Genomic DNA, 20043 nt, shown 5'->3' on the forward strand with positions numbered 1-20043 from the left:
GGTTGCTCCTCGCTTCTTTAACCGCAAGGCGACCTTACCGCAATAACTCTGCCAGACAATGCCTAAATCCTGAGTTTTGGCGTATTTAGGATTTATCTAAACCCCAAAACCCTGCTATGAAAAGGCTATTCGGCGGGTTTTTTGGTGCCGGTTTGCATCCATAATTTGAGGGTGAGCAGCCACGCCACTACTACCATAAAGGCCGCCGCCAGATAGATAGAAGGCGTGCCGAGATGGGAAATAATCAGACCGGCAACAGGCCCGGTGATGCCCAATCCGAGATCCAGAAACGCGGAATACAGCCCCAGCGCCGTGCCCTGATTCTGCGGCGGAACCTGTTTCACCGCCTCGACGCCCAGCGCCGGAAAAACCAGTGAAAAACCAGAACCGGTGAGGAACGCACCAAGCTGAACAGACAGCGGATCGTGCCCCTGCCAGATCATCAGTAAGCCCGCGATTTCAAAGACGAAAGACACCAGCGAAACCCGCAGGCCGCCAAAGCGGTTGATCATGTTGCCGAAAACCAGACGCGCACCCACAAACCCGAGGCTGAATAATGTGAGGGTAAACGCCGCGCCGCTCCAGCCTTTGTCCGCATAATAGAGCGTGATAAAGGTGGCGATAACGCCGAATCCGATGGTGCCAAAACCGAGCCCGAGGCCGTAAAGCCAGATGCGCCCGACCACTGCCTTGAAGGCAATCCGTTTGCCAGCGGTGACAGAAATCGCAGCTTTCAGGCAGGCCAGAACGGCGGCAATGGCGGCGGCAACCACAATCAGCACGGCCACGCCCATCAGGCCAAACACATGATTGAGCATGACGCCGAGCGGCGCGCCCACGGCCATCGCGCCGTAGGTCGCCACGCCGTTCCATGAAATCACCCGCGCGGTGTGTTTCGCGCCCACCGCGCCAATTCCCCACAGCGTGGTGCCGGTGCTGCCAAAGCTTTCACCTACCCCAAGAAAAACGCGCGCCAGACACAATAAAAGCAGGCTCGCCAGCGGCCAGTCAGTCAGGAAAAATGCCGCAGCGTAGAAAATGCCGCTCATTGCGCAGCAAATCAGGCCGAAAATCACCACCCGTTTCGGCCCAAGAAGATCGGCATAGCGCCCGGCATGCGGACGGCTGATCAGGGTCGAAAAATACTGAACACTGATGACCAGACCGGCCAGCACGGAGTTATACCCCAGCGTGTTATGCACAAAACCGGGCAACACCGCGAGCGGCAAACCGATGGTCAGATAGACGACGAAAGTAAACAGCATGAACGACAGAATGCGTTTGTTGAGCATTGCGTTAGAGCGAAATGTACTTAAAAACATGGGCAGAACCGGGATGAAAACGCTGCGAGTGGAATCAATAGCATAAACAGGTTTCGGAGAGGATCAAACGTAAAACGGCGCAAAAAATGTTATTGGCTGTAACGCTCAAAAGCATTTGCAGAGAAATCTGAGCCGCATCACGCAAAGCCGCGCCACACCTGATTTCTCCTGACAGCTACATGACCTGAAAACACCCCCAGTCATAGCCCGATGTTCTCAAAGAGCCCTCCGGTACAACATTTTGGTCTATGCTTTAGTCATTAGCAAAACGAAAGCTACAGTTCACAACAAGGAGAGACAGAATGGCTAAGAAATCAGAACAGACAATCGATCAGGACGTAACCCTGCTGGCTGACACGCTGGATGAAGTGCTTCAGTCTGCCGGAAATAAATCCAAGGACGAGCTGGATAAACTCCGCAGCAAAGCTGAAGGCGTGTTACGCGACGCCCGTTCACGTTTCAACGGTGAAACACTGACGAAGCATGCCCGTGACGCCGCCGCGTCCGCGAACGACTACGTAAAAGACAACCCATGGTATGGCGTGGGTGCCGGTGCAGCTATCGGTATTGTTATCGGTGTCCTGCTGGGACGTCGGTAACACAAGAGGCAATTTGCGGTGTTTCATTCCTGTGTCGGGATTATCTGAAACATCCGCGTGGCTCCCTCATTGCCGCGCAATTGCTAAAAAGACGACGGAGCCCCCGGGCTCCGTTTTCTATTTGTGGCTTTCGCTGAAATTAAAAGCGAATGCGAAAACTTTTTGACTGACAGGGCTTAAATTCGCCCATTTGCCCGCCACTATTTTCGGTGTTTACCCTCGTTTCATCCATGCTGACTTCCTGCCATCCGCTAAGTGTCGCATTGACCTGCAGGCTGTCTTGCAGACTTTGCGTTTCGGAGGGGTTATAAACCCGCACAATCAACGCTTCGTCATCTTCGGCTTTTTTCAGTGCACTGAGCACCGAACCCGAAATACATTTTTGCATCAGGCTGAAACGCGAAGGCGTTTTGTTGTCCGTCAGGTTTAGCTTCATCGCGTCGTACGGAATTTTGTTGTAGGTGCGCACCGGCGTCAGGTAATCACGCGCATGTTGCATCACGCTGGCCTGGATGTGATCGCCGCTGAAACCGAACAACGCAAAACGATAAAGCTGTTTGCCGGGCATCTGAGAATCCGGCGTCGGCATTTTGATGCCTGAGGGGCGACCCGGGCGCAGCAGCAGGTTTTCTTTCCCGAGTACGCCGACAGCGCGGAACAGCGTCAGGGCGAAGGTATCGCGCTTTTCGCCCACCACTTCGAACTCGCGCAACCCTTCTGTAAAAAGCGCCAGCCCCTGATGACCGTCCTGCAACGCCGCAAAATTCATGAGTTGCCACACCGGCACCGGCGCTTCTTTCCAGCCTTCCGCCTCCCAATTTTTCATTGCCGTATCGTCCACAGGGCGGGTGATGCAGCCGAACTGATTGTCGGCCACCACCGTCTTGCTGGCAAACGGTGTGGGGATGAGCACGCGCAGCCGGTGATCTTCGGCGTGGTTCTCAAGAGCCAGTTCAATCTCAATCCGTCGGCTGTTTTTCGAAAGCGTTACGTTGACGGTCACGGGAATTTCACTGTTGAGAATGCGCATTGCGCGATCTTCCAGCGTGCGCGGCAGCGGCATTTTCAGTGAAATGACCGCGGTGCTTTGCCACGGCTGATGCTGATAACTCACGTCTGCCTTTAGCGCGCCAGAGGCCAGCCGCCATTCATCGCGCGCCGGGGAATAATCGTATTCATCGCCATCGTCGGAACCGTTTTCCAGTTCCAGAACCTGCTGATAGCGGCGGAATGTCTGCTTATCGAGAATATCCAGCGTGCCGTTCGGATTGACCGTCACACGGTAATAATCGTTTTCCAGGGCGTCTTCACCCTTCGGCGCAGGCAGCAAAATCCCCGGCTGGTGCGGTGTGACGTTTAACGTCACGTACCCCATCGCCGGCAGGGTGGCACAAAGCTGAATGTCGTATTCCATGAACGGATCGTAATTGCCGTAGTGCACAATTTGCCGGTCCACCAGACCCGGGTCGATCTCCCGCGTTTCGCGGATAAAATAAGGTACAGGATGCCCCTGGTCGTCGGTCAGGCTGAAAGATGAGGCACGGACCCTTAAGGTGGTATTAATGGTTTCCTGACGCGGATGCAGCGAGAAATTAAACAGCCCCAGCCGGTCAGCGGTGTGACCGTCAGGTTGCAGGTTGTCGATAATTTTACGCAGCGTGAACTGAATGAGGTTTTCGGCCATGTCATCGGCAAGAATAAAGCGCGACATAATTTCCTGATGAACCTTGTCGCTGCAACAACAACCGATGCTGTCGTGCGCGTGGTTCTTCATGATTTCCTTCCACATTTTTTCAATCAGGCCATGGTGATAATCAAAACCTAAGCGCCAGGCAATGGAACACAGCGGCTCAAGCACATTGACGATTTTGTTCTCAATCGCTGCATTGGCCTGTTTGATATCCATGCGGGTCGATGAAATGGTGCGGTGAACTCGCATATATTTGCCATCATTAAATTCTCCACGCAGCAGCGCCAGCTGAGGTCTGATGGCGTCGATACGTTGAAAAATGTCTTCAAAACGGCTGAGCTGGAAACTGCGCTGCGGGTAAATCCGGCGCAGCATCTCCATGATGGTAAAGATATTTTGCTGGAGCGGCATCTGGTCATGACCGTTGGGCAGCAGGATATCGCCGGTCAGTGACGCGGCTTCCAGCACCGGCAGATATTTATCCAGGCGTTCGCGCAGCGCATCTTCATCCTCCGGCAAGTATTTGCCAATGGCATACCCCAGCGGCAGCACCTGCGCGGTGACTTCACTGCCGTCATTACTTTGCCAGCGGAATTCCGTTTTATCCGTGCCATGACGCTCCGAGCACCCGCGCCAGAACATGGCATGTTGCAGGCCAAAACCGTTAAAGATATGCGGTAGCTGGGAAGACATGCTGAATGAATCCGGCAGATAGCCGATTTTCATAGGCTCACCAAACTCGCGGCAATCACGCATGCCGTACAGCAAATTACGCAGGATGGACTCGCCGCAAACCACCATCGTGTCGGTCTGTGTATACCACGGCCCGATGATAAGCTTACCGGCTTCTACCAGCGCCTTCACGCGCGGGCGGTTGTTCGGGCAAACCGCAAAATAATCTTCGAGGATCGCCGTTTGTCCGTCCATCACATAAAACGGATAGTCGGGGTCATTCTCCAGACGATCGAGGATCTCCGCCATATTGTTAACCAGCAGGATCCTTGAGGCCTCGGTGGTGAAATACCATTCGCGATCCCAGTGCATATGCGGCGTCAGATGAACGCGGGAAACTGTCATAAAATCTTTCCTTTCATGCCCTGCAAGGCAGGGCGCAATGTGAATAAATGAGGGAGTTTAAGAAGAAGGAGCGTCACCGGAGAACTGCCCGCGGCGTACGGCGTAGCCCCGCCAGCTCAGCAAAACCAGCGTGGAAATCACCGTGCCTGCCAGCGCTGCGCCCAGCCAGACTGCCGCCGCCTGCCAGCCGCCTAATCCGCCGTCGTGGAGCAGAAACAGGGAGAAAATGCCCGCACCCGGCGTGGAAAGGCCGATCCCTGCCGCGCCGACAATCGCGCCCGTAACAACGGATCCGGTCAGGAAGGAGCCGATAACACGCAGCGGATCTTCAATTGCCATCGGGATCGCCCCTTCAGTGATCCCCGCCAGGCCGAGCAGCCAGGTGGATTTTCCGGTTTCGACTTCAAAGGATTTGAACAGGTGTGGCGCGAGCACAGTTGAAGCGGTCACGGTGAAAGCCGAGACCATTTTGGTGGCCCCGAAAATGGCATACGGACCGTAAACGCCGTTTGCCATCGCACCAAGACAAAAAGCGTAGGCCGCTTTGTTGACAGGCCCGCCCAGATCGAAAGAGCACATGAAAGCAATCAGCGCGCCAAGGACAATCGCGTTACTGCCGGATAATCCGTTCAGCCACGCGGTCAGGCTGCTGTTGAGCAACGCGACGGGTTCACCAATCACAAAGAGCATAATGCTGCCGGTAATCAGCGTTCCGAATACCGGATAAAGGTAAAACATCAGGAAGCCGTTGAAACTGGCACTCAGCCGGACGTGCTTTTTCATCCAGCGCATGACGTAACCGGCAATCAGCCCGCCCGCCACACCACCGAGAAATCCTGCGCCGATCATGTTGGCGCACAATCCGGCGGCAAACCCCGGCGTCAGGGCCGGTTTATCCGCCAGCGAATACGCCGTGTAAGCCGACAACACGGGCACCATCAGAATGCCCAACATACCGCCGCCAAGCTGGCGGTACATCCACAACCACGACTCTTTTTGCGCGTAAAGTTCCTGCCAGCCAAACAGCTGTGCGATCAGCACTGTCACCGCCAGCACCGATCCGCCGGCCACAATCATCGGTACGGCAAAGGAAATACCGCTCAGCAACGCCTGCTTTAAATCTGCCTTCACGCTGTTTTCCGGCGGCTTTACCGGCGCGGATCCCAGTGTTTCGCCGGGTTTACGCTGCATCGCCAGCGCCTGTCGCAGCAAGGCTTCAGCACGGCGGATAGGCTCTGCCACCGGTACCCTAATGCACGGGATCCCGTCGAAGCGCTGACTGTCTTTGACTGCCACTTCGGCGGCGAAAACGCAGGCCACGGCGCGGCAGCACTGAGCGGCAGTGATGGGATCCTCAATGCCGTTAGCGCCCTGCTTTTCAACATGTACGCGAATACCCAATTTTTTAGCCGCCTTTTCCAGATATTCAGCCGCCATATACGTGTGCGCGATGCCTGCCGGACAGGCGGTCACACAGACCACCAGCGGTGTCTCTTCAGGCAAAGCCTGCGGGTCATCAATTTCCGGCGCAGCCTCTTCCCGTAATAATGTCAGTACCTCCTGTGCATCGCGCGCTGCCAGCAATGCAGCACGGGTTTCATCATCCACCAGCCGCGTGGTCAGCGCCGTCAGTAACTGCATGTGAGTCGATCCCGCTTCGGCTTCAGGGATCGCCAGCAGAAAGATCATATTCACCGGCTCATCGCCATCCACACCCTGCCAGAGCAGCGGTTGCCGCAGTGTCGCCAGCGCAAAAGCGGCACGCTTCACACTGGCAGATTTACCGTGCGGAACGGCCAGCCCTTCGCCCAGCGCGGTCGGGCCTTCAGTCTCGCGTTCAGAAACTGCATGCAGGAAATCCTGCGCATGATTAAGGATCCCCTGCTGATCCAGCCGCTGAGCAAGAAAAGCGATCGCCTGTTCGCGGCTGGCAAAAGTGGTGTTGAGATGTATCAGTTCGGGTGAGGTCAGTAATGTCAGATCCATAAAGTTGTCCTGTCTGAATCGATGAAACATCAATATTTGTATTATTGTTGTATTGTATTTGTATTAAACAACAAAGAGGCATGGACTGAATGTGATCCAGATAGAAGATTTTTCGTTCAGTTGTATAGTTTTTGCCGGGACGGACGAACTGCTACACTCTGCCTAAACTGCTCTGAAGGAACCTGAAACGTGAGTAATCAGCCACTTTACCGCCAGATCGCGACGCAGATCCGCGATCAAATCCAGCGCGGAGAAATCAAAACAGGCGACGCGCTGCCAACGGAATTACGACTGCGCGAGCAGTTTGGCGTCAGCCGGGTGACGGTACGGCAGGCGATTAAGCTGCTGGTGGAACAGGATGTGCTGGAAAGTGTGCAGGGCAGCGGAACTTACGTGAAGGAAGCAAAGGTCAATTACGATATTTATCAGCTGACCAGCTTTGATGAGAAGTTACAGCCTCTGGACAGGCCGTCGCACAGCGAGGTGCTGGCATTCTCCATCCTTAAGCCGCCGATCGGTATCGCCGAAGCGCTGGCGTTATATGAACAGGCGCGGGTTTATTACATTAAACGGCTACGCTTTATTGTCAGCAAACCCGTCACACTGGAAGAAACCTGGATGCCGCTGGAACTCTTTCCTGATCTGACCTACGAAGTGATGCAGGGGTCAAAATATGCCTGGATGGAGCAGACCAAACATCTGGTGATTGACCGCAGCGAACAGGAAATTATTCCGTTGATGCCGACCAAAGAGATGGTGTCACTGCTGGGCGTGGCGGCTGATCAGCCGATTTTGCAGAAGATCTCGAAGGGATTTTTGACGGACGGCACGGTATTTGAATTCAGCCGCAATACCTTCCGCACCGATGATTATAAATTTACCCTGATCGCCCGACGGATGCCGCACTGATCAGCGGCTGTTTTGAAGGACGTCGGCCAGACGCTGCACCAGCCCGCTGGCATGCTCCTGCGAGCTGATATTCGGAAATCCCATCAGCAGTCCGTTCGGGCGCAACGCATCGCTACGCTCACGCCACTCAACCTGCCAGTCGGAAAGCGCCTGTACCGCCAGTCCCTGTTCGCGGGCGTTTTTGGCGATCAGAGAATCATCGAGATGAGCACTCAGACTGGTGGATAGCTGGATGCCGCCAGCCTGCTGATTCACCCGCAATATGTCCGCCGGAAACTTCGCCGTCAGCGCCTGTTCGAGATAACCACGACGTTCAGCATACAGCTGGCGCATACGTTTCATATGCCGGTAGAAATGTCCCTGTTCGATAAACTCCGCAATGCTGCTTTGTATCAGAGGTGGCGTGCCGCAAATTCGCAGCGGGCAATAGGCCTCGATTTTTTCCACCAGACTTTCCGGCACCACCACATAACCGCAACGGAGCGCCGGAAACATCACTTTGCTGAATGTTCCTGCGTAAATAACCCTTCCCTGCGTATCCAGACTTTTCAGAGAAGGCAGCGGCTGGCCGTGATAACGGAATTCGCTGTCGTAATCATCTTCGATAATCCACGCCTGCTGTTTCGCCGCCCACTCAAGCAGCGCCATGCGTCGCGCTAAACTCATGGTCACACCGGTCGGACTCTGATGAGCGGGCGTAACGACGGCAAACCGTGCAGCAGAAAACTGCTTCACGGCCTGCGGAACATCCATGCCCTCATCATCGACTTTCACCGCCCTGGCAACCGCCCCTGCCGCACGAAAGAATGCCTGTGTCACCGGATAACCGGGGTCTTCCAGCCACACGCCATCACCGGGTTGTAACAGGCTGCCGATGATCAAATCCAGCACCGGTGCGTATCCGCCACAGATAAAGACCTGTTCCGGGCGGCAGGTAAATCCGCGGGAAAGTTGCAGATAGCGGGCGACCGCATTACGCAATCCGTCGGTGCCCGCCAGCGGCGGATGGCCTAAATCATTCATGCTGGTGTGACGGATTTGCCTTGAGACAATGCGCGACCAGATAGCACGCGGGAACGCATCCAGCGCCGGAAGGCCGAGCTGAAAAGGCAGCGAAGATACTGAAGGCAACATCGGGTTGATGGGATTAGATGCGGCATTCTTCCTGACCGGCGCTGGCGCGGGGACGGATAAGCTTTCCGGCGCGCTGACCACCGTTCCGGCCTGTCCGCGGCTTTGCAAAAAACCTTCCGCCATCAGCAGGCCATAGGCATTTTCCACCGTCGCGCGCGCCACGCCGAGTTCACTGGCCAGCGCCCTCACCGACGGCACGCGGCTGTCACGCTTGAGTTGCCCGGCCATGATCGCCTGTTTAACCCGCTGATAAATCTGGCGGTAAAGCGGTGCTTTGCGCCGGGGATCGAGCTGAAAGGAAAGACTGAAGCCGCGCATCATGACCTGCTTAAATAGGTACTTTATGGCCCTGTAGTATAGACCATACGAAGCGTAAAGTAGCGGTCACTGAGACGCACGATGCGTCACTCTTTGCTGAAAAATTTACTTCAAAAAATCCCAGAGGAAATCATCATGACTGCACTTCGCCTGCCTTACTATTCTCTGTCTTCTTCCGTGATGGAGCCGATGAAAGCGGCGCTCGGCGCACTGGAAAACGGTCCGCTGGATAACGTGATTATCGAACTGGCCTTCCTGCGTGTTTCGCAAATTAACGGCTGCGCCTATTGCCTGGATATGCATTCCAAAGCGCTGCGCAAAATGGACGTCGCGCAAACTAAGCTGGATCAGCTGGCGGGCTGGCAGGTCAGCCACGCGTATTCAGAACGTGAACGTGCGGCGCTGGCCTGGGCAGAATCCCTGACGCTTATCTCTGCAACGGGCGCACCGGACAGCGCCTTTGAACCACTGAAAGCACATTTCAGCGACGTAGAAATTTCAGAACTGACTTTTGCTATCGGCCTGATGAATGCGTTTAACCGCCTTGCGGTGGGTATGCGCCAGTAAGTTTCACACTTTGCGCAGTGCATTTTTTAAACAATCCGTTGCGCAAAAATCTGAACCAAAAAAGTTTCTCCCCGCCAGCCCGCTTCCTGCGGGCTTTGTCGTTTTTGCAATAAGCAAAACTGGAAAATCTACATATTGTGTGGTTGAAAATTTAAATCACCACATCTAGTATTCAATCCATCGGGACGCCACGATGGCACCGACTCTCGCGCCTTTCCCCGGCTGAAACAGCCGTACAGCGGACAGGCAAAAATTGTCTCTGATTTCTTACTAGATGGAAATACGAATCATGAGCATTATTATTTACAGTAAACCAGACTGTGTCCAGTGCAACGCGACTTACCGTGCATTAGATAAACAAGGCATCGCTTACCAGGTTGTCGATCTGACTCAGGATGAACAGGCGCTCGGGAAGGTCCGTGCGATGGGTTATCAGCAGGTGCCGGTGATTGTGGCCGGTGACGACCACTGGTCTGGTTTCCGCCCGGATAAGATCAGCGCCCTGCGCCAGCTTCAGAACGCGTTCTGAGGGCAGGCGGATGAATCCGTTGGTCTATTTTTCCAGCAGTTCAGAAAACACCCATCGCTTCGTCGGCAGAACAGGATTGCCGGCGATCCGCATCCCGACAGACAGACAGCCTGAAAAATTGCGCGTTGACTCACCATACATTTTGGTGGTGCCGAGCTACGGCGGCGGATCGGCCAAAGGCGCGGTGCCCGCACAAGTGATCCGTTTTCTGAACGATGAACATAACCGTTCACTCATCCGCGGTGTTATTGCCGCCGGGAACACCAACTTCGGCGCAGCGTATTGCATTGCCGGCGACATTATTTCCCAGAAGTGTCAGGTGCCTTACCTGTACCGCTTTGAATTGCTGGGAACGCCGGAAGACGTTGCAAAGGTCAGACAGGGAGTAACAGAATTTTGGCAGCGACAGAACTAGCAATCACCGACCCCGGCACCCGCAGCCCGGACTATCACGCGCTCAACGCGATGCTGAATCTGTTCGACGCGAACGGTCAGATCCAGTTTGATAAAGACCGCCTGGCCGCGCGCCAATACTTCCTGCAGCACGTCAACCAGAACACGGTGTTCTTCCATAATCTGGCGGAGAAACTGCGTTATCTGGTTGAGGAGGGCTATTACGAAGCCGCCGTGCTGGATCAATATGCTTTTGAAGACATTAAGGCGTTATTCAAACAGGCTTACGCCAAAAAATTCCGCTTCCAGACCTTTCTGGGCGCATTCAAGTATTACACCAGTTACACGCTGAAAACCTTCGACGGCAAACGCTATCTGGAACGTTACGAAGACCGCGTATGCATGGTGGCGATGACACTGGCACGCGGCGATATTCAGCTCGCCCGCCATTTTGTCGATGAGATAATTTCCGGCCGCTTCCAGCCTGCTACGCCGACGTTCCTCAACTGCGGCAAAAAACAGCGCGGCGAACTGGTTTCCTGCTTCCTGTTGCGCATTGAAGACAACATGGAATCCATTGGTCGCTCGGTGAACTCGGCGTTGCAGCTTTCCAAACGCGGCGGCGGCGTGGCGTTTATGCTGACCAACATCCGTGAAGTCGGCGCGCCAATTAAGCGTATCGAAAACCAGTCATCCGGCGTCATTCCGATCATGAAAATGCTGGAAGATGCCTTCTCTTATGCCAATCAGCTGGGTGCCCGTCAGGGCGCGGGCGCGGTGTATCTGAACGCCCATCACCCGGATATTCTGCGTTTCCTCGATACCAAACGCGAAAACGCCGACGAAAAAATTCGAATTAAGACCTTGTCGCTCGGCGTGGTCATTCCGGACATTACCTTTGAACTGGCGAAGAACAACGAAGATATGTACCTGTTCTCGCCTTATCACGTCGAGAAGGTCTATGGCGTGCCGATGTCCGAAATCAGCATCAGCGAGAAATACCGCGAAATGGTGAATGACAAACGCATTCACAAAAGCAAAATCAACGCGCGCGAATTCTTCCAGGTGCTGGCGGAAATTCAGTTTGAATCCGGCTATCCGTACATGATGTTTGAAGACACGGTAAACCGCGCCAATCCGATCAAAGGTCGCATCAATATGAGCAACCTGTGTTCGGAGATTTTGCAGGTGAATTCGCAGACCCTCTACGGCGAAGACCTGTCTTATCAGGAAATTGGCAAGGATATTTCCTGTAATCTCGGCTCACTGAATATTGCCTCAGCCATGGATTCCCCGGACTTCGGCAATACCGTTGAAATGGCGGTACGCGCGCTGACGGCGGTGTCGGACATGAGTCACATCCGCTCGGTGCCGTCTATCGATCAGGGGAATCAGGATTCCCACGCCATTGGCCTCGGGCAGATGAATTTGCACGGCTATCTTTGCCGCGAACGTATTTACTACGGTTCAGAAGAAGGTCTGGATTTCACCAACATCTATTTCTGCACTGTGGCTTTCCATGCGATCCGCGCGTCGAACCAGATCGCTATCGAACGTCAGCAGTCATTTAAAGGTTTCAAAGATTCAACTTACGCCAGCGGCGCTTATTTCGACAAATATGTCGATGAGGCATTGGCCGCGAAATGGCAGCCGAAAACTGACCGCGTGCGTGAGCTGTTTGCTGACGCCGGAATCGCGATTCCGACCACCGCAGACTGGGCAGCGCTGAAAGATTCTGTGATGCAGCACGGGCTGTATAACCAGAATTTACAGGCGGTGCCGCCCACCGGTTCGATTTCTTACATCAATAATTCGACCTCGAGTATTCACCCGATTGTGTCCCGCGTGGAAATCCGCAAAGAGGGCAAAATTGGCCGTGTGTATTATCCGGCAGCGTTTATGACCAACGACAATCTGGATTACTACCAGGATGCGTACGAAATCGGTCCGGAAAAAATCATTGATACCTACGCCGAAGCGACGCAGCACGTCGATCAGGGGCTGTCGCTGACGCTGTTCTTCCGCGATACCGCCAGCACGCGAGACATCAACAAAGCGCAGATTTACGCCTGGCGAAAAGGCATCAAAACCATTTATTACATTCGTCTGCGCCAGATGGCGCTGGAAGGCACCGAAGTTCAGGGCTGCGTTTCCTGCACGCTGTAACTGACTGAAAGGACTTAAAAATGAGCGCAGTAAAACAATTGTTAGTACCGCAGCCGGTCAGCAAAGCCATCAACTGGAACAAAATTCAGGATGATAAAGACCTCGAAGTCTGGAACCGTCTGACGTCGAATTTCTGGCTGCCAGAAAAGGTGCCGTTGTCGAACGATATTCCGTCGTGGGCGACGCTGAGTGCGCAGGAGAAACAGCTGACCATCCGCGTGTTTACCGGCCTGACGCTGCTCGATACCGTGCAGAACGTGGCCGGCGCACCGACGCTGATGAAAGACGCGGTGACGCCACACGAGGAAGCGGTTTACTCGAATATCTGCTTTATGGAAGCGGTGCATGCGCGTTCTTACAGCTCGATTTTCTCGACGCTGTGCGCCACCGTGGACGTGGATGAGGCTTACCGCTGGAGCGAAGAAAACGTCGCGCTGCAAAATAAAGCGGCGATCATTTTGTCGTATTACGACGGCGAAGATCCGCTGATGAAGAAAGTCGCCAGCGTGTTCCTCGAATCGTTCCTGTTCTACTCCGGTTTCTATCTGCCGATGTACTGGTCGAGCCGTGCCAAGCTGACGAATACCGCGGATCTGATCCGTCTGATCATCCGCGATGAGGCCGTTCACGGTTATTACATCGGCTATAAGTTCCAGAAAGCGCTGGCGCTGGAAAGCGAAGAACGTCAGCGGCAGATCAAAGAGCAGGCGTTTGATCTGATTCAGGATTTGTACGACAACGAGATCCGCTACACCGAAGAACTGTACGACGGCGTGGGCTGGAGCGAAGACGTGAAAAAATTCCTGCATTACAACGCCAACAAAGCGCTGATGAATCTGGGCTACGAAGCGCTGTTCCCGGCCAGCATGGCGGATGTGAATCCGGCGATCCTTTCCGCGTTATCGCCAAACGCCGACGAAAACCACGACTTCTTCTCCGGATCCGGATCGTCGTATGTGATCGGCAAAGCCGTGAATACTGAAGACGAGGACTGGGATTTCTAAACAGCTCCCTGCGAAGGGCTGCTTGTGCTCCTTCGCAGGGGAGGGAGCTAAAACCCACTTTCTGATGTTGCCGTTATTTTTCTCAGCGTTAGTATAGAAACAGTGTTTCAAAACCCTACGCTATTAGAAAAGGAAACATCATGTTGTATCAGCCCTCAACTTCACGCTATGAAACCATGCAATTCCGCCGCTGCGGTCAGAGTGGTTTAAAACTCCCTGCACTTTCTCTCGGTTTATGGCACAGCTTCGGCCATGTCAGCCCGCTGGAGTCCCAGCGAGCATTGCTGCAAAAAGCCTTCGATTTGGGCATCACGCATTTTGATCTGGCGAATAACTACGGGCCACCTCCGGGTTCTGCCGAAGAAAATTTTGGCCGGTTGCTGAAACAGGATTTCGCCCCGTACCGCGATGAACTGATCATATCGACTAAAGCCGGTTATGACATGTGGCCGGGTCCGTACGGCTCCGGTGGCTCGCGCAAATATCTGCTGGCGAGTCTCGATCAAAGCCTGCAACGCATGGGGCTGGATTACGTTGATATCTTCTATTCCCACCGCGTGGATGAAGAAACGCCGATGGAAGAAACCGCGGCTGCGCTGGCGTATGCGGTGCAAAGCGGCAGGGCGCTGTATGTCGGGATTTCGTCTTATTCGCCGGAACGTACGCAGAAAATGGCGGAACTGCTGCGCGAGCTGAAAGTGCCGCTGCTGATCCACCAGCCGTCTTACAATCTGCTGAACCGCTGGGTGGATAAAAGCGGCCTGCTGGATACGCTGAAACAAAACGGCGCGGGCTGCATCGCGTTCACGCCGCTGGCTCAGGGGCTGCTGACCGGTAAGTACCTTAACGGGATCCCGGACGGTTCGCGCATGCAGGTGGAAGGCAATAAAGTGCGCGGGCTGAATGCAAAAATGCTGTCAGAAGAGAATCTGAACAGTCTGCGGTTGCTTAATGAAATGGCGCAAAGGCGCGGGCAGACGATGGCGCAGATGGCGTTGAGCTGGTTACTGAAAGACGATCGCGTGACGTCCGTGCTGATTGGTGCCAGCCGTCCTGAACAGCTGGAAGAAAACGTCAGGGCGTTGGAAAACCTGCGCTTCACCACCGAAGAGCTGGCGGCGATTGATCAGCATGTCTCAGACGGTCAGTTAAATTTGTGGCAAACATCGTCAGATAAATAATCAGTAATTAAAGGGCGGAGAGTATTAATCCGCCTTTTTAATTTATAAGTGTTAACTCATTAATTCCAGACGTCGCGCTGTTTCATAATGGTTGACCCAATACTGATTATCCAGTGACGATATCGTCACCCCTTCAATTTTAGAAGCATGAATAAACTGATTATCGCCAATATAAACACCCACATGGCGATCGGCCTCTGTTGTTTTGAAAAAGACTAAATCACCGGGCTGAAGGTTATCTTTATTCACCTTTTTGCCATTTTTAATTTGCTCAAACGTTGTGCGTGGCAACGGATGATGCAGGGAGTCATTGAACAGATGCTGCATCAGCGCTGAGCAATCCACGCCTTTGTGGGTCGTGCCACCCAGATGGTACTGAGTGCCTTTCCAATGGGAATACTGAGATAATAATGCCGTTTTAATTTCATCAGGATTGCCATTATCTGCGGATAAAGGCGCTTCGTTATGTAATTTAAAAATTTCTTTATGGGAATAATTCTTTTTCCCGAGAGACGCGAATTCCTTTGGCAATTCGAAGGCAAAGGAATTAATGCTAAAGAATGAAGAGACTATCAATAATAAAAAATAAACCAGGGTTTTAATGCGAAACATACGAACGTTCTTTTTTCAAAAATAGATTTTATCCTTACCTGTAGACCAGCGAACGGGGCGGGTGACTCTTCGTTGAGTGCGCAAATAATAACCGATGAGCAAAAAATAACCACCCCAAAACGAGTCCAAAATGAGACTTTCTAATTTTTGCAGGTTTGCCCCCTTTAACGGAAAAAGGGGGCGGAAGGAACTCAGGAGAAGAACTTCGCCAGCACGAAAAGCCCGACGGAAACGTTGATCGCACCGCCGATACGGGTGGCAATTTGTGCGAAAGGCATCAGCGTCATGCGGTTGCCGGACGTCAGAATTGCCACGTCGCCGGTGCCGCCCTGCCCGCTCTGGCAACAGGAAACAATCGCCACATCAATGGGATGCATACCGATTTTTTTCCCGACGTAAAAACCGGTGCCGACCAGCGCCAGCACGGTGGTCACGATCACCAGCAGATTTTGCACGGTAAACGCGTTGATCAGTTCCTGCCAAGGCGTAATCGCCACGCCCACCGCGAACAGCACCGGATAAGTCACCGCGGTGCGGAAGAATTTATATACCGTCATCGAGCCGTGCTGAATGGTCGGTGACACGCCGTTCGCCAGTTTCACCAGCACTGCCGCAAATAACATACCGACCGGCGCGGGCAGGCCGATCCATTTCTGTCCGAGCATCCCGACCATGTACAGAAGGATCGCCAGCAGCGCGCCACAGGCCAGCGCATTCACGCCCGGATTTCCTTCGAATTCATCAGTCCCGCTGCCGAGTTCACCTTTCTTCGACGGCATCAGCTGACCTTCGCCGGTGAGATGCGGATAACGTTTCCCCAGCTGGTTCAGTACGCCCGCCAGCACAATCGCTGTCAGGCCGCCGAGCATAACGATCGGCAGAATACGCCCCAGCGCCACGCCCTGCTCCATATGCAGGATAGTCGCGTAGCCCATCGACAGCGGGATCGCGCCTTCACCCACGCCACCGGCCATGATAGGCAGGATCAGGAAGAAGAAGGTTTGCACCAGTGGTAAACCTAACGCGGTACCCATCGCCATTCCGGCGATCATCCCGACCACTTCCCCGCACAGCATCGGCACGAAGATCCGCATAAAGCCCTGGATCAGCACCTGGCGATTCATGCTCATGATGCTGCCGACAATAATGCAGCAGATGTAGAGATAGAGAATGTTGGTGGATTTATAGAATTTGACCGTGGAATCGACCACAACGTCCGGCAGCAGGCCGTAATGCACCATCGCGGACGGAATAAAGGTGGCGCAAATCGCCGCCGCGCCGAGTTTGCCGACCACCGGCAGCCGCTTTCCAAATTCGCCACAGGCAAAGCCGAAGAAGGCCAGCGTCGCGACCATCACAACGATATCGCTGGGCAGTTTGCCGTTCAGGCAATCCAGCAGGATCAGCACGCCCGCCAGCAGGAAAAACGGCAGCGGAATAATCCCTATCTTGTAGTTATCCAGAATGCGCCACCATTTTTGTCTGGCAGACAGGCCGGAAGCTTTTGTTTTGTTGACAGCGATGTAGGAATCGTCGGTTGTGCTCATGGCATTGCCTCTTTCTTGGTAATACTTTTCTTATTGATGATCTGAGCATATGAAAATGGCCGGTCAGGCGGATGTGAGGTTGTTCAAATTAAGGCCGCAGGGATAAAGGTTGTTATGGTGTTTATGGAGTTAATGCGTCCAAATTTATAAGGATTATCAGATAAGTAGTAAAACCCGCAATTAACCTTGCAATCACTGTGTGAATTACATTCTATTTATCTTCTTCGTTCACAACTTCGCTTATGTCAGATTACGGCAGCGTTTTCGCCGTGATAGGCTTATTCGATGTGTGTGTCAGGGCTGGCTTTTGGCGGAATGTATGAAATTAAGATTACCTTTTCAGGTAAAGCTCTTTTTATCTCTGGTGGTATTTTCCTGCCTGTTGCTGGCGCTGCTGGGCGCTATTTTATTTCATATTATTGACCGCCAGCTGCATCACGACCTGGGGCAACGCGCCAAAGTTCAGGCCAGCGAAATCGCGCTGATACCGGGGCTGGCGCAGAAAGTCGCCCGTCGCGATGTGCCGGGAATTGCCCGTCTTATCCAGCCGTTACGCGATAAGAGTGATGCGAGTTATATCGTGATTGGTGACGTCCGCGAGCGGCATCTTTATCACTCGGAATCCCCGGACAGAATAGATCTGCCGATGATTGGCGGCGATAACGCGGAGGTGCTGGCCGGGAAAACCATTATATCGGTGCGTCAGGGCGGCATCGGTGTTTCATTACGCAGCAAAGCGCCGATCCTCGACGAAAATAATCAGGTCATCGGCATTGTGTCGGTCGGCTATCTCACGTCTTACATCGACAATATTAACGGTCACCGTCTGGCGCAGGCCGGTTTATACGGTCTTCTTCTTTTATTACTGCTGTTTATTTTCTCGTGGATGTTTACCCGCAACGTCAAAAAACAGATGTTCTGGCTTGAACCCAAGGATATTGCGCTGCTGGTTCGCCAGCAAAAAGCGTTGCTGGAAGCGATGTATGAAGGCGTATTTGCGATTAATGCTGAGAAGCAGCTGATTTCCATTAACCGCGCCGCCCGGGAATTACTCGATATCCGTCAGCCGGAAAACGAGCTGATCGGCAAACCGCTGGAAGAAGTGCTCCATACGCCGCCCGCGTTCTTTACGCAAAGCGGTCTTCAGGACAATAGCAGCCGCCATGATCAGATAACGGTGCTCAACCAGCGTCAGGTAATCATGAACCGCGTGCCTATTGAGCTGGAGCCGGGCAAAGAAAGCGGCTGGGTGTTCAGTTTCCGCGATAAAAATGACATTAATACGCTGAGCAGCCAGCTGAGTCAGGTGAAACGCTACGCCGATAGCCTGCGCATCATGCGCCATGAACAGCTGAACTGGACGGCGACGCTGGCCGGTTTGCTGCAAATGCAGCGTTACGATGATGCGATGCACTATATTCAGGCACAGTCAGAAGGTGCGCAGGCGGTGCTGGATTTCGTGTCGGCACGCTTCACGTCGCCTGCCCTTTGCGGGCTGCTGTTGGGAAAATTCGTCAGTGCGCGCGAGAAAGGCGTGGAGCTGGTGTTTGACCCGGCCTGCCAGTTAATCCGTATTCCGCCGGTCATCGGCGAAACCGAGCTGATGTCGGTGATCGGCAATCTGCTTGATAACGCCGTGGACGCCACGCTGAAAGCCGGCGCACCGATTTCGCCGGTAGAATTGTATATTTCAGACAGGAACCGCGAGCTGCTGATTGAGGTGGCCGATCGCGGTGGCGGCGTCGATGACGCCCTGAAGCCGAATCTGTTTGAACAAGGCGTCACCTCGAAGCCTTCCGGCGGCGATGAGATGACCGGCGCGGAACACGGCATCGGGCTTTATCTGGTGGCCGGTTACGTCCGTCAGGCGGGCGGCAGCATCGAAATCTCAGACAATGCGCCTCAGGGTACGATATTTTCAGTGTTTATCCCGTATCCGTCAGAGAGGTCAACAGGACAGCAACATGAATAACAGCAGCGCACTCGATGTCGTGATTGTGGAAGACGAGCCGCATCTGGCCGGTCTGCACCGTGATTTTATCGAGCAAAACTTTAACCTGCGCGTGGTCGGGATTGCCGCCACGCTGGAACAGGCCCGTTCGTTATTGCGGCAGCATCAGCCGAGGCTGGTGCTGCTGGATAATTACCTGCCAGACGGCCAGGGCGTGGATCTGATCGACAGCCCGCTGCTGAAAAGCTTCGACTGCTCGGTGATTTTCATTACGGCGGCCAGCGATATGCAGACGTGCAGCCACGCCATGCGCAGCGGCGCGTTTGACTACATTATTAAGCCGGTGTCGTTTCACCGCCTGCGCAGCTCGCTCGAGCGTTTCATGCAACTGGTGCAAACCCTGCGCAATGTGAAAGTGGTCGATCAGCGGGCGCTGGACAAACTGTTTAACCTCCCCGCCAGCGACACGCCGCCAGCCCCTTCTGCAAAAGGGATTGAGCCGAATACGCTCGAACTGGTTCAGCGGGTGTTCACCGCGAAACCCGACGTCAGCTGGTCAGTGGAACAGGTGGTTGAGGAGGTTGGGATCAGCAAAACCACCGGCCGCCGGTATCTGGAATATTGTGTGGAAATTGGCTTTATCGGCGTCGAGATGCAGTACGGAAATATCGGTCATCCGAGGCGTCTTTACCGGAAAATAGTGACTGAGGAAAAATCCGCCTCCTGAACCCGAATTATGGCGTTCTGCCCCTCTGAATTTCGCCTTCACGGCCAGCGGTTCCGCTGGCCAAATTCCCACATTTCACCCCGCACAGTGCGATTATTTCCACAAATATTCACCTTTCAGACAACCGGTAAATTCAGGGCTTTCAGTGCAAGCTGAAATCACTATTTACACATTGCAAATCCCGCCATGGAATTTGCATTAACCCCCCCTGAATCACGCTATTTAAACCACTAAAAACCCCACAAAACAAGAAGGCAATAAATCATTAAAACTCAATTAATTAAGTATATATTAAGCAAAATTCACGCAACATATCAATAGAAAGACACCA

General features: G+C 53.6%; 16 protein-coding genes. 10 read left to right on the forward strand and 6 right to left on the reverse strand.

Going from position 1 to position 20043, the window contains the following annotated elements; genetic code table 11:
• Positions 1-125 precede the first annotated feature (125 nt).
• Complete coding sequence (locus J1782_RS03760) at positions 126-1322, reverse strand: MFS transporter (RefSeq protein WP_217152455.1); 1197 nt, start codon at positions 1320-1322, stop codon at positions 126-128.
• A 302-nt stretch (positions 1323-1624) separates the two neighbouring features.
• On the opposite strand from J1782_RS03760, the gene J1782_RS03765 reads away from it, so the two are divergent.
• Positions 1625-1921, forward strand: coding sequence for a YqjD family protein (locus tag J1782_RS03765; RefSeq protein ID WP_152324869.1), 297 nt, complete (start codon positions 1625-1627; stop codon positions 1919-1921).
• A gap of 139 nt (positions 1922-2060) precedes the next feature.
• On the opposite strand, the gene mngB is transcribed toward J1782_RS03765, so the two are convergent.
• Both mngB and mngA read right to left on the reverse strand, forming a co-directional pair.
• Positions 2061-4688 carry a mannosylglycerate hydrolase gene (mngB, locus tag J1782_RS03770; protein ID WP_217152456.1) on the reverse strand — a complete coding sequence of 876 codons (2628 nt, stop codon included), beginning with the start codon at positions 4686-4688 and terminating at the stop codon, positions 2061-2063.
• A gap of 57 nt (positions 4689-4745) precedes the next feature.
• Positions 4746-6674: a PTS 2-O-a-mannosyl-D-glycerate transporter subunit IIABC gene (gene mngA, locus J1782_RS03775; RefSeq protein ID WP_217152457.1), complete on the reverse strand. Its 1929-nt coding sequence runs from the start codon at positions 6672-6674 to the stop codon at positions 4746-4748.
• A 189-nt stretch (positions 6675-6863) separates the two neighbouring features.
• Here mngA and J1782_RS03780 point away from each other — a divergent pair, with 189 nt between their 5' ends.
• Entirely contained in the window at positions 6864-7583 is a 720-nt protein-coding gene (locus tag J1782_RS03780) for a GntR family transcriptional regulator (RefSeq protein ID WP_208951943.1), read from the forward strand.
• On the opposite strand, the gene J1782_RS03785 is transcribed toward J1782_RS03780, so the two are convergent.
• Positions 7584-9035: a PLP-dependent aminotransferase family protein gene (locus J1782_RS03785; protein ID WP_217152465.1), complete on the reverse strand. Its 1452-nt coding sequence runs from the start codon at positions 9033-9035 to the stop codon at positions 7584-7586.
• Between the two features lie 135 nt (positions 9036-9170).
• On the opposite strand from J1782_RS03785, the gene J1782_RS03790 reads away from it, so the two are divergent.
• From J1782_RS03790 to mgrA, 6 genes are all read left to right on the forward strand, one after another.
• Entirely contained in the window at positions 9171-9602 is a 432-nt protein-coding gene (locus J1782_RS03790; RefSeq protein WP_217152458.1) for a carboxymuconolactone decarboxylase family protein, read from the forward strand.
• 289 nt (positions 9603-9891) lie between these two features.
• The gene (gene nrdH, locus J1782_RS03795) at positions 9892-10131 is read left to right on the forward strand and encodes a glutaredoxin-like protein NrdH (RefSeq protein WP_217152459.1); all 240 of its coding nucleotides are present in this window, start codon (positions 9892-9894) and stop codon (positions 10129-10131) included.
• 10 nt (positions 10132-10141) lie between these two features.
• Positions 10142-10546, forward strand: a complete 405-nt coding sequence (gene nrdI / locus J1782_RS03800; RefSeq protein WP_152324864.1) for a class Ib ribonucleoside-diphosphate reductase assembly flavoprotein NrdI — start codon at positions 10142-10144, stop codon at positions 10544-10546.
• Positions 10528-12690, forward strand: coding sequence for a class 1b ribonucleoside-diphosphate reductase subunit alpha (gene nrdE, locus J1782_RS03805; RefSeq protein ID WP_217152460.1), 2163 nt, complete (start codon positions 10528-10530; stop codon positions 12688-12690). The genes nrdI and nrdE overlap by 19 nt, the downstream gene beginning before the upstream one ends.
• Before the next feature lie 20 nt (positions 12691-12710).
• Positions 12711-13694, forward strand: a complete 984-nt coding sequence (nrdF, locus tag J1782_RS03810; protein ID WP_120508967.1) for a class 1b ribonucleoside-diphosphate reductase subunit beta — start codon at positions 12711-12713, stop codon at positions 13692-13694.
• Between the two features lie 140 nt (positions 13695-13834).
• On the forward strand, positions 13835-14875 hold the full coding sequence (gene mgrA / locus J1782_RS03815) for an L-glyceraldehyde 3-phosphate reductase (RefSeq protein ID WP_217152461.1): 1041 nt from the start codon (positions 13835-13837) through the stop codon (positions 14873-14875).
• Between the two features lie 51 nt (positions 14876-14926).
• Here the strand turns inward: mgrA and J1782_RS03820 are convergent, their stop codons facing one another.
• Positions 14927-15487, reverse strand: a complete 561-nt coding sequence (locus J1782_RS03820; RefSeq protein WP_217152462.1) for an NlpC/P60 family protein — start codon at positions 15485-15487, stop codon at positions 14927-14929.
• 191 nt (positions 15488-15678) lie between these two features.
• Positions 15679-17034: a 2-hydroxycarboxylate transporter family protein gene (locus J1782_RS03825; RefSeq protein WP_217152463.1), complete on the reverse strand. Its 1356-nt coding sequence runs from the start codon at positions 17032-17034 to the stop codon at positions 15679-15681.
• A 319-nt stretch (positions 17035-17353) separates the two neighbouring features.
• Between J1782_RS03825 and J1782_RS03830 the strand changes: the two genes are divergently transcribed.
• Positions 17354-19006 carry a sensor histidine kinase gene (locus J1782_RS03830; RefSeq protein ID WP_217152464.1) on the forward strand — a complete coding sequence of 551 codons (1653 nt, stop codon included), beginning with the start codon at positions 17354-17356 and terminating at the stop codon, positions 19004-19006.
• Positions 18999-19712, forward strand: coding sequence for a response regulator (locus J1782_RS03835; protein WP_152324858.1), 714 nt, complete (start codon positions 18999-19001; stop codon positions 19710-19712). Before J1782_RS03830 ends, J1782_RS03835 begins: the two co-directional genes overlap by 8 nt.
• Positions 19713-20043 lie beyond the last annotated feature (331 nt).

The organism is Rahnella sp. BCC 1045, from assembly GCF_019049615.1.
GTDB lineage: Bacteria > Pseudomonadota > Gammaproteobacteria > Enterobacterales > Enterobacteriaceae > Rahnella > Rahnella contaminans.